Origin of the sequence: Variovorax paradoxus, assembly GCA_016806145.1 — a bacterium.
Taxonomy (GTDB): domain Bacteria; phylum Pseudomonadota; class Gammaproteobacteria; order Burkholderiales; family Burkholderiaceae_C; genus Variovorax.
Genome location: CP063166.1, coordinates 4,402,626 through 4,416,126, shown reverse-complemented (window position 1 = coordinate 4,416,126; position 13,501 = coordinate 4,402,626). Strand labels below are relative to the sequence as shown.

General features: G+C 64.0%; 21 protein-coding genes and 1 tRNA gene. All 22 read left to right on the top strand.

Annotated elements, in window-relative coordinates; all coding sequences use genetic code 11:
* The 22 genes from INQ48_20560 (at position 1) to INQ48_20455 (ending at position 13,499) form a co-directional block, all read left to right on the top strand.
* The gene (locus tag INQ48_20560) at positions 1–372 is read left to right on the top strand and encodes a hypothetical protein (GenBank protein ID QRF55763.1); all 372 of its coding nucleotides are present in this window, start codon (positions 1–3) and stop codon (positions 370–372) included.
* Positions 373–393: 21 nt separating this feature from the next.
* On the top strand, positions 394–1,257 hold the full coding sequence (locus INQ48_20555) for a ParB/RepB/Spo0J family partition protein (protein ID QRF55762.1): 864 nt from the start codon (positions 394–396) through the stop codon (positions 1,255–1,257).
* The gene (locus tag INQ48_20550; GenBank protein QRF55761.1) at positions 1,257–2,099 is read left to right on the top strand and encodes a hypothetical protein; all 843 of its coding nucleotides are present in this window, start codon (positions 1,257–1,259) and stop codon (positions 2,097–2,099) included. The genes INQ48_20555 and INQ48_20550 overlap by 1 nt, the downstream gene beginning before the upstream one ends.
* Entirely contained in the window at positions 2,099–2,476 is a 378-nt protein-coding gene (locus INQ48_20545) for a hypothetical protein (protein QRF55760.1), read from the top strand. Before INQ48_20550 ends, INQ48_20545 begins: the two co-directional genes overlap by 1 nt.
* The gene (locus INQ48_20540) at positions 2,473–3,084 is read left to right on the top strand and encodes a hypothetical protein (protein ID QRF55759.1); all 612 of its coding nucleotides are present in this window, start codon (positions 2,473–2,475) and stop codon (positions 3,082–3,084) included. Before INQ48_20545 ends, INQ48_20540 begins: the two co-directional genes overlap by 4 nt.
* Positions 3,081–3,278 carry a hypothetical protein gene (locus tag INQ48_20535; GenBank protein ID QRF60974.1) on the top strand — a complete coding sequence of 66 codons (198 nt, stop codon included), beginning with the start codon at positions 3,081–3,083 and terminating at the stop codon, positions 3,276–3,278. Before INQ48_20540 ends, INQ48_20535 begins: the two co-directional genes overlap by 4 nt.
* Entirely contained in the window at positions 3,203–3,616 is a 414-nt protein-coding gene (locus INQ48_20530) for a DUF1064 domain-containing protein (GenBank protein ID QRF55758.1), read from the top strand. Before INQ48_20535 ends, INQ48_20530 begins: the two co-directional genes overlap by 76 nt.
* Positions 3,617–3,635: 19 nt before the next feature.
* Positions 3,636–3,845: a hypothetical protein gene (locus INQ48_20525; protein ID QRF55757.1), complete on the top strand. Its 210-nt coding sequence runs from the start codon at positions 3,636–3,638 to the stop codon at positions 3,843–3,845.
* Positions 3,845–4,051 carry a hypothetical protein gene (locus INQ48_20520; GenBank protein ID QRF55756.1) on the top strand — a complete coding sequence of 69 codons (207 nt, stop codon included), beginning with the start codon at positions 3,845–3,847 and terminating at the stop codon, positions 4,049–4,051. The genes INQ48_20525 and INQ48_20520 overlap by 1 nt, the downstream gene beginning before the upstream one ends.
* An 11-nt stretch (positions 4,052–4,062) precedes the next feature.
* Complete coding sequence (locus tag INQ48_20515; protein QRF55755.1) at positions 4,063–4,434, top strand: hypothetical protein; 372 nt, start codon at positions 4,063–4,065, stop codon at positions 4,432–4,434.
* 172 nt (positions 4,435–4,606) lie between these two features.
* Positions 4,607–5,080 carry a hypothetical protein gene (locus INQ48_20510; protein ID QRF55754.1) on the top strand — a complete coding sequence of 158 codons (474 nt, stop codon included), beginning with the start codon at positions 4,607–4,609 and terminating at the stop codon, positions 5,078–5,080.
* Between the two features lie 9 nt (positions 5,081–5,089).
* Positions 5,090–5,725: a hypothetical protein gene (locus tag INQ48_20505; GenBank protein QRF55753.1), complete on the top strand. Its 636-nt coding sequence runs from the start codon at positions 5,090–5,092 to the stop codon at positions 5,723–5,725.
* A gap of 154 nt (positions 5,726–5,879) precedes the next feature.
* Positions 5,880–5,956 (top strand) — tRNA-Met (locus tag INQ48_20500).
* 75 nt (positions 5,957–6,031) lie between these two features.
* Positions 6,032–6,244: a hypothetical protein gene (locus tag INQ48_20495; GenBank protein QRF55752.1), complete on the top strand. Its 213-nt coding sequence runs from the start codon at positions 6,032–6,034 to the stop codon at positions 6,242–6,244.
* 22 nt (positions 6,245–6,266) lie between these two features.
* The gene (locus INQ48_20490) at positions 6,267–6,590 is read left to right on the top strand and encodes an HNH endonuclease (protein ID QRF55751.1); all 324 of its coding nucleotides are present in this window, start codon (positions 6,267–6,269) and stop codon (positions 6,588–6,590) included.
* A gap of 149 nt (positions 6,591–6,739) precedes the next feature.
* Entirely contained in the window at positions 6,740–7,201 is a 462-nt protein-coding gene (locus INQ48_20485) for a phage terminase small subunit P27 family (protein QRF55750.1), read from the top strand.
* A 25-nt stretch (positions 7,202–7,226) separates the two neighbouring features.
* The gene (locus tag INQ48_20480) at positions 7,227–8,879 is read left to right on the top strand and encodes a terminase large subunit (GenBank protein ID QRF60820.1); all 1,653 of its coding nucleotides are present in this window, start codon (positions 7,227–7,229) and stop codon (positions 8,877–8,879) included.
* Positions 8,880–8,896: 17 nt separating this feature from the next.
* Entirely contained in the window at positions 8,897–10,495 is a 1,599-nt protein-coding gene (locus tag INQ48_20475; protein QRF55749.1) for a phage portal protein, read from the top strand.
* Complete coding sequence (locus INQ48_20470; protein ID QRF55748.1) at positions 10,492–11,175, top strand: Clp protease ClpP; 684 nt, start codon at positions 10,492–10,494, stop codon at positions 11,173–11,175. The genes INQ48_20475 and INQ48_20470 overlap by 4 nt, the downstream gene beginning before the upstream one ends.
* Positions 11,176–11,250: 75 nt before the next feature.
* Positions 11,251–12,702: a phage major capsid protein gene (locus INQ48_20465; GenBank protein QRF55747.1), complete on the top strand. Its 1,452-nt coding sequence runs from the start codon at positions 11,251–11,253 to the stop codon at positions 12,700–12,702.
* A gap of 51 nt (positions 12,703–12,753) precedes the next feature.
* Positions 12,754–13,203 carry a hypothetical protein gene (locus INQ48_20460; GenBank protein ID QRF55746.1) on the top strand — a complete coding sequence of 150 codons (450 nt, stop codon included), beginning with the start codon at positions 12,754–12,756 and terminating at the stop codon, positions 13,201–13,203.
* A 17-nt stretch (positions 13,204–13,220) separates the two neighbouring features.
* Positions 13,221–13,499 carry a hypothetical protein gene (locus INQ48_20455; GenBank protein ID QRF55745.1) on the top strand — a complete coding sequence of 93 codons (279 nt, stop codon included), beginning with the start codon at positions 13,221–13,223 and terminating at the stop codon, positions 13,497–13,499.
* The last annotated feature ends 2 nt before the right edge of the window (positions 13,500–13,501 follow it).

Here is a 13,501-nt window from a genome sequence, read left to right as displayed (position 1 = left end):
ATGCACACCGACCACGACCGTGTCGACGCAACGCTCGCCACCGCTCTTGCGCGGGGGCTCGCAGCGGCCTCTGGCGCTCAGGCCGCCGAGGACCAGCGCGATCCCCTGTTCGCCGCTCGCGCTCTCGCCTTCATCGTGCGGCACATCCGCGCCAAGGGAAAGGTCTCGGGCGAAAGCACCACCTTCGCGGCGCAGGAGGAGGGAATCTGCCCGAAGGATGCGCGCGCGTTCGGCGGCGTCTACGCCAAGGCCGTGCGCAAGGGCTACATCCAGGTTGTCGGCTACTGCCCGCGCGTCCGCGGCAATGGCACTGACGGCGGCCGTTACTACGCTCCGGGCCCGAACAAGGACCCGGTCGAGTTCCCGAACTGATCTCACACCAGAAAGCGAGACATGAACGCAACTGCTGAAATCGAACTGAGCCCGGGCAACGTAAAGGCCGCCATGCGCGCGGCCGGCGCGAAGTCCTCCGACCTTTGGATGGTGCCGGTCGCGAACATCCGCGTGATCGCCGGCTACAACATCCGCCCCGTCGACCGCGAACACGTCGAGGCCATCAAGGAATCGATCCGCATCAACGGATACAGCAAGGACAAGCCGCTGGCGGGCTACGTGTCCAAGGAGGAGGGCGACGGCGACATCATCAACCTCACCGACGGCGAGCACCGCCTCACGGCAGTGCTCGAGCTTGTAGACGAGGGCGAGCCCATCGAGTTCCTGCCCGTGACCGTTGCGCCCGCTGGCACGAGCATGGTCGACCTGGCCGTGAGCATGGCTACCAGCGCCTCGGGCAAGGAGCTGACACCGCAGGCATGGGCCACGCTCTGCAAGCGCCTGATCGGCTACGGCCTCGACGTGGACGAGATCGCAAAGCGGCTGGTGAAGAAGAAGCAGCAGATCTCGGATTGGCTGGTGCTGGCCGGCGCGAGCCGCCGCGTGCTGGTGATGGTCGAGGGCGGAAAGGTCAGCGGCACGAACGCGATCCGCCTGCTGAAGAAGCACGGGGCCGGAACCGCCGACGTGCTGGAGAAGAAGTTCGAAGCCGCGCAGGCCAAGGGCAAGAAGAAGGTCACGGCCGCGGTGCTCTCGCCGCAGCGCGACCTAGTGGCCGACGGCGCCGAGTGGATCAAGTCAAACACCGCGGCCGGTGACCTCGGCCCGCTGGTGGCTTTCCTGTCGCACCTGTCCGGCTCGCCGCATGCCGACATCGCGGCCCGGCTCGGCATCGATACGGCGGCGGCAGGGGAGCCGGCATAGTGCCCAATCGCATCATCCGCGAGGGCATCCTGACCAGCTCTCGCATGGCGAAGCTGGGATGGGCCGAGGAGGTCTTCTACCGGCGCTTGCTGTCGGTCGTGGACGACTTCGGACGCTACTACGCCGATCACGGGCTGCTGCGCGCGGCCTGCTACCCGAGGCAGCTCGGCAAGGTTTCCGACTCGGACATAGGGAAGTGGCTGCGCGTTTGCGCAGATGCGGCCCTTGTAAGGGTGTACCCGGCACAGGACGGGGAGAGCTACCTTGAGGTGCTGGACTTCGGTCAGCAGGTGCGCGCAAAGAAAAGCAAGTTCCCGGATCCGCTCAGCACTTGCGCAGCAGTTGCTACGCAGCCGCTAGCAAATGATCACCTAGGCGTATCCGTATCCGTATCCGAATCCGTTCTTTCGTCGCCTGCCGGCTCCGCCCCCGCTCCTGCCTCGGATCTCTTCGATGAATTCTGGAAGGCCTATCCGAACAAGGTCGGCAAGGACGCGGCACGCAAGGCCTTCGAGAAGCGCAAGCCGGCCCGGGCACTGCTCGACGCGATGCTCTCAGCCATCGGCATGCAGCGCACCTCGAAGCAGTGGACCGACGACGGCGGCCGGTACATCCCGCACCCGTCGACCTGGCTCAACGAAGGCCGCTGGCAAGACGAGGGCATTCAGGCGCCCGGCAGTGCTGGTGCGCCCCTCGATCCCGATTCGCAGCCCGCTATCGAAGCCGAGGGCGTGCGACTGGGGCTCGGGAAGTGGTCCGGCGTCGAGCAATTCCCGATCTACAAGGCGCGGGTCCGCAACGCTCAAGCCGCCGAGCGCGGCGCATCCGGAGGGCTGCACTGATGGCCGTCGAAGTCGATTTCGAGATCCGGGCTATGTGCCAGGACGCCAACCGCATCGCCGCGAGGCTGCGCGGCGAAAAGTACGCGAAGCCCAGGGCGATCAACCCCATGAAGCGCCAGCGCGTGGCAAAGCCGGCCGTCAAGCCGCAAGAGCGCAAGCGTGAGGTGACCGAGGTGCAGCTCGAGGTGTTGGCGTTCATGCGCGACTTCCTGGGCCGCAATGACCTGATCCCGCCCTACTGGAAGATCGCCGAGCACTTCGGTTGGCGCTCGATCGACACCGCTCGCGACCGCGTCGTCGCGCTGGCCCAGAAGGGCTACATCGAACGCAACGAGATCGGTGGATGGCGCCTCGCCCGAAAGGAAGTGGAAGCATGAGAACCCTGGAGGAAGTTCGCGCGCGGTGCGAAGTCGAGGAGATAACTGGGTGCTGGGTCTGGACGGGCGCACGGTCGAGCGACATCCCCCGCATCTACGCCCCCGATCTGTATGCCACCGAGCAGCGGCTGAACGCCGCGCTGGCGATTGCGTTCGAGTCGCCGAGACCGCGGGCCAAGATCATCGCCGCTCTGGTGGAGGCCATGGACCCGGTGATGGAGGCCCAGACAGGGCGCCGTGCGACCTGGCAGATGGCGCACGGCAAGGGCGTCAAAGACGGCCTCTTCGTCTACAACACCTGCCGCAACGAGCAGTGCGTGAATCCGGCGCACGCGCGGTGCGGCACCGGCACGGAGTGGGGGCGGTTCACGGCGAAGACCGGCAAGCACAAGGGGCAGTTGGCGCGCATGCTGGCGAATCGCCGCATCGCGCTCGCTCGCACCACGGTGAAGCCGGAGCATGTGCAGGAGATCCTGCTGTCGCCTGAGACGGGGCTCGCCATCGGGGCCCGCCTCGGCTACAGCCGCACGATCGTCAGCAAATACCGCGCTGGCCATCCCGTCGCGCACCGGCCTATCGGCTCGCTGTTCCCGGGGCTCGCGTCATGAGCGAGCGGCTGCCCACCCTGGCCGAGATGGCCGACCCGCCGTTGACCGAGCGTCGCATGGCTGTGATCAAGGCGGAGGCCGAAGCCGCGGCCGACCAATGTTTCACGCGAAACGACGCATGCCCGTATGCCTTCAAGTCCAAGGCTGGCATGTACTGGACCCAGTGCTACGAAGAGAGGGGAGGTCGCCTGTGAAGAAATACCTCAACAAGCGCACGGTCGTGGGAGGCATCCCCTTCGACAGCAAGCGCGAGGCCGAGCGCTGGGGCCATCTCTGCATTCTGCAGCGCGCCGGTCGCATCACGGACCTGCAGCGCCAGGTGCCTTTCGAGTTGGCCCCGCCGGTCAAGTTCGAAGGATCGAGCCGGAAGAAGCCGGCCATCCGCTTCATCGCGGACTTCGTCTACCGCGAGAACGGGGCTCGGATCGTCGAGGACGTGAAGAGCGAGATCACCGCCAAGCTGCCGGCCTTCCAGCTGAAGCGCCACCTCATGAAGCACCTGCACGGCATCGACGTGCGCATCACAACCTGATCAACCACCGGAGAACGACATGGACAGCATCACCATCACCAAAGACCAACTCGCGCAGGCCATCGAGCGTTGGGAGGAGGCGCATCGCGCAGGCGAGTGCATCGGTCACGAAGCCGCGGCGGCCAAGTCGGTGGAGCAGATCGGCAAGGAGTCGGCCGAATACCTGTGGTCCCTGCTGCAGGAGCGCAATTCAGACAGGCTCAGCGCCATCAAACAAGGAGAACTCTGATGCGCAGCTGCAGCCACGCCGCCGACACCATGCTCGCCGGCTTCCTGTTCGTCTTCGTCGTGTGCATTGGCCTGGCCGGTGCGGTCGGCTGGGTGCTCAACATCGTCAAGCTGGCCCCGATGGACGGTGCCACTGGCATGCTGGTGCTGCGCGGGTTCGGAATCGTGCTGGCTCCCCTCGGTGCGGTGCTCGGCTACCTCGGTTGAGGAGAGACGCTGTGAACTGCAAGCCCGGAGACTTGGCACGGATCGTCTGCCCGAGAAGCATCAACCTTGACAGGCTGGTGAAATGCATTCGCCTTCTCGTGCCCGGCGAAGAGATGACGATTCAGGGCGTCACCTTTCAGCCGGTTAGCGGAGAAGGGTTTTGGGCGGTGGAGGGCCGGTTGTCGGCGCAAGGCATTGAAGGCGGGATCGAGACTGTCCCTGGAGGCCCGATTCATGACAAGTGGCTTCGCCCCATCCGGGACCCCGGCGACGACGCAGTCGACGAATCGAAAGCATGGCTCCCGCCTGTGCCGCTGCCGACGATCGACCCCACCATGATCCCCTGCAAGGAGGTGGCATGCACTCGTTCAAGCCACGGCTGATCCCGAGTACGGCTCGGCCGGGCATGTGGTATTGCCAGCACTTCCCAACCAACACACTCGGCTGGGGAATGACCATCGGCGAGGCGTATGCCTCATGGCTGAAGGAGGCCCAAAAGGTCTCGTCTTCGACGGTCCTCGCAGCTTATCCGTGCGTGTTGAGCGAGGGAATTCCATGAACGAGGCCAAGATCGCCCGCATCGCCAGCAGCCTCAACAGCATCGCTCGCAAGGTGCTCGACGCTGTGCCCGCCCATGCCATCTGGAACAAGGCCCAGATCCATGCCGAACTGCGCCGCGTGGGCGTGAGCTGCGACCGCTCCCTGGTCGACGGCTGCCTCGACAACCTGCGCGGCCAGGGCCTGATCAAGGAGCCGACCCGCGGCGAGTTCACGCGCGTGACTGCAAAGACCACCACCCACCAACCCGAGGAACCGATGCCCACTCCCCAGACACCTCCCTTTCGCCCCTCGGCATCACCCGCACCAGCTAAGAAGGACCCGCTCTCGCGCTTGGCCGACGCGGCCAAGCTGCTGCGCCAGGTCGCCGACGAGATCGACGCTGCTGCTCTGGACGCGGAGGAAACGGTCCAGGCTGCGGCTAAGGACACCGAGAAGTTCCGCCAGCTCAAGGCCCTGTTGGGCAACTAAGGAGGACGCATGCTCATGGACGAAAAGCGCTGCGTCGAGGAGGAGTACACCTCGGCCGGCAACACCTCTGACCTCCGCGTGCAGGGCGATCGACGCTCCGATGCCGACGTGCTGATCGCCGCTGGCATGAACCCTTCGCGTGTGGGCATGGCACTTCTGCGTCTGCACAGCGAGTGGGACAAGGCAGAGAAGCCGCGCCGGCCGTCGCCGAGCGCTATCGCCGCTGTGGCGGCCACCATGCCGCGAGCGCTCAAGGAGTCGGAGCGCGTGTTTGCCGCACGGCGCCAGGCGCAAGACTGGTACATGGCCGAGATGGCGAAGCTGGTGAACAAGCTCAAGAGCTTGCCCGCGGTGCGCTCGCAACTCACGAGCTACGTGCCGAAGTGGGGCATCGTCGAAGCGAGCGTGAAGGTGCCTGCCATCATCGCCTACTGGCTGGACCAGACGTGCCCGCACTGCCATGGCCTCAAGTACCAGGCCATCCCAGGCGCACCCACCCTGTCGAACCGAGCATGCAAGGCATGCGGTGGGACTGGTGTTGCGCCGATCCCGCACGGCCAGGAAGGCCGCCGCGTGGCGAACTACATGGACGACTGCGTGCAGAAGGCCCGCACGGCGATCCGGCAGCGTTTGCGGCCGGTCTGATTTGCCCTATACTCGCGCCCGAGATCGCGCGACCTGCTGAGGTCGCTGCCCTCAAATCTCTGTCGTATGTCTGCCCGGGTTGTCACCGAGGCCGAAGCAGTCGATGGAGAAGCACGTCTTCAAGAGGCCGCCCACGAGGCGGCTTTCTCATTTCTGCGGTGTAGCTCAGCCAGGTAGAGCGCCAGGTTCATACCCTGGAAGTCGGGGGATCGAAGCCCTCTGCCGCATCCAGTTGTCTCCTCCACGCTTCTAGCAGTTGCCGTGGATTTGCCCGCCTCGTGCGGGCTTTCTTCTTTTGGGGCTCGCATGACCACCTCCGTTCACATCGCAGTCAGCGGGAACAAGCAGGCCATCGTGAAGACCGAGGCCGGCGAGACGCGCATGCAGCCTGGCTCGCACTTCACGTTCTCCGTCCATGGCGATGGCGTGATCGCGATCCGCGAGATCGGGCCGTTCATCTCGGCTCCGATCCTGCCGATGATCCGCCCCTACCAGCCCGAAGACGGCGACGAGGCCTGACCTCGTTTCGCGTGGAACATCCGTGAGTCATGCCCCTCAGCCAAGTTGGCGCACGGATCGGCGAAAGACTGCTGAGCGCGGTTACGGCGGACGATGGCAGCGGGAGCGCAAGGCCTTTCTTTCGCGCGAAGAGAACGCGCTGTGCGTGATGTGCAAGAGCCTTGGGCGTATCACACCGGCCACCGTGGTGGACCACAAGGTAAAGCACGAAGGTGATCAGGCGCTGATGTGGGACCAGTCGAACTGGCAGCCTCTTTGCAAGCCGCATCACGACTCCGACAAGCAGATGTTCGAGAAGTCGGGCCGGTCGAAGAAGACCATTGGCCCCGATGGCTGGCCCTCCTGATGACTCGCATTAGATGCGAATTATTCTCAATTGCGCACCAAAATGGGGAGGGGTGGGAAAAATCCTAAAACCCTTCCCCGCTCCTGACCGGCGCTCACCCGCTCTGTGCACACCCGCGAAATGAGCGGATTTTTTTGACAGGCTGACCGATGGCAGGCAGGACCCCAAAACCGACGCATTTGAAGGTCGTATCGGGGAACCCGGGCAAGCGCGCAATCAACAAGCGCGAGCCGAAGCCGAAGCGCGAAATTCCATCTTGCCCGGCCTACCTCTCAGATGTAGGGAAGGTGGCATGGGGGCGCCTGGGCGTGTTGCTCGACCGCATGGGAGTGCTCACCGAGGCGGATGGACCTGCGCTTGAGCGACTGTGCGATTGCTACGCCGAGCTGCTCGAGCTGCGTGACTCGCTTTCGTCCCAGGGCCGCACCTACGAAACGGATGGCGGGCTGATCAAGGCGAACCCCGCGGCAGCCATGTTTGCTGATGCCGATCGTCGATTCAAAAGTTACCTGGTGGAGTTTGGCCTGACGCCGGCCGCCCGGTCCAAGGTACAGGCCGCGCCGGATGACGACAAAGACAAGAAAGACCCGCTCGCCGAATTCTTCGGCTGATCCGGTCACGGCTTATGCGCGGGAGGTGGTGGCAGGCAAGCGCATTGCCGGGCCGCATGTGCGCGACACCTGCGCGCGGCACCTCAGAGATTTGGAGCATGGCAAGAAGCGCGGCCTTGTGTGGAATTTGGACGAAGCGAACAAGGCGATCCGGTTCTTCGAGAACGTGCTAAAGCTGAACGGCGGCGACTACGAGGGCAAGCCTTTCCTGCTGCTGGCCTGGCAAAAGTTCGTCGTCGGGTCCACGTTCGGCTGGTTTGGGGCGGATGGCTATCGGCGCTTCCGAGTTTGTTACGTGGAGACCGCCAAGGGCTCTGGGAAGTCGCCACTGGCAGCGGGCATTGGAATGAAAGGATTCGTCGCTGATGGCGAGGCGCGGGCGGAGGTGTACAGCGCCGCCACGAAAAAGGATCAAGCGATGATCCTCTTCCGTGACGCCGTTGCGATGGTCGACCAGTCGCCAGAGCTTTCGAAGCGCCTCCAGAAGAGCGGCACCGGCGAGAAGTGCTGGAACCTTGCGTATCTGCAGGCGGGGGCGTTCTTTCGTCCAATCAGCAGCGACGACGGGCAATCCGGCCCGCGCCCTCACGTCGGGCTAATCGACGAGTTGCACGAGCACAAGACGAACACCGTCGTCGAAATGCTGCGAGCGGGCACGAAGAGCAGACGTCAGGCCCTGATCTTCATGATCACGAACAGTGGTTCGAACAAGCACGGGCCATGCTGGGGCTATCACGAGTACGGCGCGAAGGTTGCGGCCGGCGAGCGGCAGGATGACGCGTTTTTCAGCTTCATCTGCGCGCTGGATGAGGAAGACGATCCGTTCGAAGACGAAAAGTGTTGGCCGAAGGCGAACCCAAGTCTCCAGGATGCGGATCTCCCTGGGTACAAGTACATCCGGGAGCAAGTCACCGAAGCCAAGGGCATGCCTGGCAAAGAGGCCCTGGTGCGCCGGCTCAACTTCTGTCAATGGACCGGCGCTGAGTCGCCGTGGTTGAGTCATGAGATTTGGAAGGGCGCTCAGAGCGATTTCGATTGGCAGGAACTGCGTGGCCGACGGGCAGTGGCCGGGCTGGACCTTTCGAGCACCACCGACTTGACGGGCTTGGTGTTCTTTGTGGAGCCGATCGAGGAGGGCGAGCCTTGGAAGATGGTTCCCTTCGGCTGGCTTCCTGAGATCGGACTGCAGGAGAAGAGCGACACCGATGGCGTGCCGTATGTCCAGTGGAAAGACGAAGGCTTCCTGGATACCACGCCAGGCCGTGCGATCAGCAAGAGAACGATCCTCCAGAAGCTCAGCGGCATGTGTGACTTCTTTGAGGTCGTCGAGGTCGCCTATGACCGCTGGCGCATCGAGGATCTGATCGCGCTGGCGAACGACGAGGGCATCACGCTTCCGCCGATGCGGCCGTTCGGACAGGGCTTCAGGGACATGAGTCCGGCGGTCGAGAACTTTGAGCGCATGTTGCTCAACGGAGAGTTGGTGCATGCCGGCCACAAGCTGCTGACCATGTGCGCCGGCAATGCCGTGATTGAGCAGGATGGCGCGGAGAACCGGAAGCTGTCCAAAGAGAAGGCGACGGGCCGAATCGACCTGATGGTCGCGGCCGTCATGGCTGGCGGCCTCGTGTCGACCGTGCCAGAACCACAAGCGGAACCGCAAATACGATGGCTCTGAAACCATTCAACGCAGTCATGAGCGCCCTGGGCATAAGCGCGCAATCTGCGCCTGAGCCCGGTTCGGTTGCCCTGCAGCGCATCGCCGTCGAAATGACCGGGGGCGGCCCCGTCGAGATATACGACGCGGTGCGTGCCGGCAATTCGAACCCGCAGAGCGGCGCTTGGTGGCCGACGTATGCGAATGATGCGGGTGTGCATGTCACGCACGGGATCGCCTTCATGCAGGCCGCCGTCTGGGCATGCATCGACGTCATCGCATCCGCATTGGCATCCTCGGACTGGAATGTCTACGCTGGGCTTCGCGGGGCTGATGACAAGAAGGTGATCCCGGAAGATCGCCTGCAGTACGTCCTGAACACCCGGTTCAATCCCGAAATGACGGCGCAGGCTGGCAAGCGCGCGATGGGCATCGCCGCGGCGGGCTACGGAAACGGGATCGCGGAGATCGAGTGGGACATGGCGGGACGCTTGGCCTGGCTCTGGCCCATTGCTCCCGACCGCGTGGAGTTGGTTCGGAACCGATTCGGTAGCTTGGTCTATCGAGTCACCCAGACCTCTCAGGGGGGATTCGTTGATCTGGACCCGGAGGACGTCTTCCACATCCGCGGGGCAAGCCTGACGGGTTTGGCGGGCGACGACATGGTCTCGAAGGCGGTCAAGACGATTGCACGTTCCGTCGCAGTCGACCAGTTCGCTTCGTCCTATTTCGCCAATGGCACCCAATTGGGTGGAGTGCTCGAGTATCCGAACAAGCTCGATGACCCGACCTTCGAGCGTCTAAAGCAGCAGATCAACGACAAGCACCAAGGTGCACGCAACGCCTTTCGCACGCTGTTCCTGGAGGCTGGCGGAAAGTTCACGCAGTTCAATGCCGACGCCGACAAATCTCAGTTGGTCGATGTGAAGAACCAACTGATCGAGGAGGTCTGCCGCTGGTTCCGTGTGCCTCCGCACAAAATCGCCTTCCTGCTGCGCGCGACGAACAACAACATCGAGCATCAGGGCCTCGAGTTCTCGCGAGACACGCTGCGCCCATGGGTGCAGGAGATCCAGCAGGAGTCCGACTACAAGTTCTTTTCCGCGCGTGGTCCGAAAAAGTTCGTCGAGCTCGACGTCGACTGGGCGGAGCAGGGTGACTTCGGGAGCCGCATGACCGCTTACAGCACCGGCCGCGCGATGGGTGTGTACAGCGTCAACGACGTGTTGCGCAAACTGGGTGAGAACACGATCGGACCGGTCGGCGATGTGCGCACGATGAACGGGGCTGCGGTCCGACTGGAAGATGTGGGCAAGAACATGCTGCCGGCTGCGCCGGCTCCGGCCCCGGCTTCCGTGCCTGCAGCCAATGCCGGGCAGAAAGATGGTGTCGCGCAAGCTTGGCTGACGTCCGTGTATGCGCGTATTCAGCGACGGTTTGACAACCGAAAGGCCGCGGCCGGCTTCGATGCTGCCTTACACGATGCGCGCAGCTATGCGGCCGAGCAAGTGGGAGAGATGGCTGAGGCGCTCGGCAGCAGGCTTTTGGCGGCGCAGAAGCAAGCGATCGACATGGTGAGCAGCCCATTGCTGCCGGCGGACGCTGCGGCGGCCGTGTTCACGAAGGAAGCAGCATGAAATTTTTCGCCAAGACCAGCGGGAAGCGCGGGGAGATTTACGTCTACGACGCAATCGGCGGTGGCTTTTTCAGCGAGGGAGTGACCGCCAAATCATTCGCCGAATCGGTGAAGGCGCTTGGAGACGTGAAGGCCCTGGACATCTACATCAACAGCCCGGGCGGGTCGGTATTCGAGGGGCTCGCCATCTACAACCAGATCAAGCGGTTCGACGGCGAGAAGATCGTCCATATCGATGGCATCGCCGCCAGCATCGCTTCCGTCATCGCCATGGCCGGCGACGAGGTGCGCATCGCCGCCAACGGCACCATCATGATCCATGACCCTTGGGGCATGGCCATGGGAACCGCGGCCGATATGCGCAAGCAGGCTGATTCGTTGGACAAGGTCCGCGACGTGCTGCTCGAGAACTATGTGGCTCGTACCGGCGCCAAGCGCGACGACGTCAGTGCGTGGATGTCCGCTGAGACATGGATGAACGCCGACGAAGCCGTGGAGCGCGGGTTTGCCACGAGCAAGGTGGAGGAAAAGCAATTCAGCGCGGCCTTCCCCATGCTCGAAAAGTTCAACAAGGTGCCGGACTCTCTGCGCAAGCAGGCGACCGCCTCCACCTCTCTCCTGGCTCGCATGCAAATGCGCACCCAGAAACTCAATCTCGGGGCCAGCCCCAAGACCGCGTAGGGCCAGCCCTCCGCATCCGCCATCGGCCGCCTTCGGGCGGCTTTTTTGTTTCCGCTTCGCCCAAAGGAGTTTTCCATGAAGAAGCACTCGCTGGCCCTGACCGCATTGGCAGTCGCCGCATCCTTCGGCCTTTCGATGGCCGCAACCGTGCGCAACGATTCCGTTGCCACTCTGGAGACCCTGCAGAACCGGCTCATCGAGCTCAAGGATGCAGGCAACAACATCCAGGCTCGGGCCGACGCCGAGAAGCGTGACCTGACGGCCGACGAGCAGGAAGAGATCAAGCAGATCTTCGCCTCGTTCGAAGCCGTGGAGGCCGACATCGAGCGCCGCGAGCAACTGGACGCGATGAACGCCAAGATCTCGCAGCCCGCCGGCCGCAAGACCAACCCGGAGGTGCAGGAAGAAGACGAGCCCGTGCAACCGCAGGCGCGCACCTCGGGAAAGCACAAGCCCATCTTCGCGACCCCGCGCACGACCGACGCCAACAAGTGGGGCTTTCGCTCGCAGGCCGAGTTCTTCAACGCGGTGGTCAAGTCGTCCGCCAAGGGCGCGCAGACCGACCCGCGCCTGATCGCTAACGCGCCGACCACGTTCGGCTCGGAAGGCGTCGGCGCGGACGGGGGCTTCGCCGTGCCGCCGGACTTCCGCAACACCATCATCCAGAAGGTGATGGGCGAGGACTCGCTTCTGCCGCTGACCGACCAGCAGATCAGCTCGGGCAACTCGATCACGTTCCCCGCGGACGAGACGACCCCGTGGCAGTCGAGTGGCGGCATCCAGGCCTACTGGGAAGTCGAGGGCGGCCAGAAGACGCAGTCGAAGCCTGCGCTGGTCGAGAAGACCGTGAAGCTGAACAAGGTCATCGCCCTGGTGCCGCTGACCGACGAACTGCTGGAAGACGCGCCTGCCATGGCCAGCTACGTCAACCGCAAGGCGCCGGAAAAAATCGTCTTCAAGGTGAACGATGCCATCATCAACGGCACCGGCGTCGGCATGCCCCTGGGCATCCTGAAATCGCCGGGCACGGTGATCGTCGCCAAGGAAAGCGGCCAGTCGGCGGACACCGTCGTTTTCGCCAACCTGACCAAGATGTGGACCGCTCTGACGCCGATGGCTCGTCGCAACGCGCGGTGGCTGATGAACGCCGACGTCGAAGGCCAGCTGATGGGGATGTCCTTCCCCGGCACCGGCACCGCGGTCCCCGTGTACCTGCCGCCCGGCGGCCTCTCGGCGGCCCCCTACGGCACGCTGTTCGGCCGTCCGATCGCCTACTCGGAAGCCATGCCGGCCCTGGGCGACGAAGGCGACATCGTCTTCGGCGACCTGTCGAACTACCTGTCGGGCGTGAAGGCCGGCGGCGTGAAATCGGACGTGTCCATCCACGTCTGGTTCGATTACGACATCACCGCGTTCCGCTTCGTGCTGCGCGTCGGTGGCCAGCCGTGGTGGAACGCTCCCGTCGCGCCGTACCAGGCCGGCGCGGCAAGCCGCGGCTTCTTCGCCGCCCTGGGCGCTCGCGCCTGATCCTGATGGGGCTTCGGCCCCGTCTTTCCCAACTCCTCTGAGGAAAACATCATGGGTCCCAACTCTCTCCCCAGCGAACGCCTCGCCGTCGCTGCCGTCGTGACTCCCGGTGCTCGCGCCGCGGGCGCAGGAAATTCCGGCTGGATCGACACGGCCATGTATTCGCGCCTGATGGCCGTCATCTCTACTGGCACGCTGGGCGCCTCGGCCACCGTCGATGCGAAATGGCAGCAAGCCACCGACGCGAGTGGCACCGGTGCCGCAGACGTCACGCAAGGGCAGCTCACCCAGATCGTGAAGGCCTCGGGCGACAACAAGCAGGCTGTCATGAACCTCGACGTCAATCGGCTGACCGATCGCACCAAGCGCTTCGTGCGCCTGGTGCTGACCGTGGGCACGGCCACCAGCGACGCCGGCGCGGTGGTGCTCGGCGTCGATCCCAAGCACGCGCCGGCGACGGACAACGATCCGGCGTCGGTGGTGCAAGTGGTGTCGAACTGATCATGAAGGCCATTCGCATGCTGACCGACGAAGTCGGAGGCAACGGCGAGGCCCTCAAGGCCGGTCAGACGTACAACCTCGAGGATGCTTCGGCCGATCACTGGCTGAAGCGTCGCAAGGCCGAGCTTGCAAACCTCGAAGAGACTGGCGACGAAGAGCCGGAAGACAGCGGGAAGCCGTCCGATGGCCTGACCGTGGCGCAGATCAAGGAGGCGCTCGAGGCCAAGAAGATCGAGATCCCCGAAGGCGTCACGCTGAAGGCCGATTTGGCCAAGCTGCTCGACGAAGCGGAGTAAGA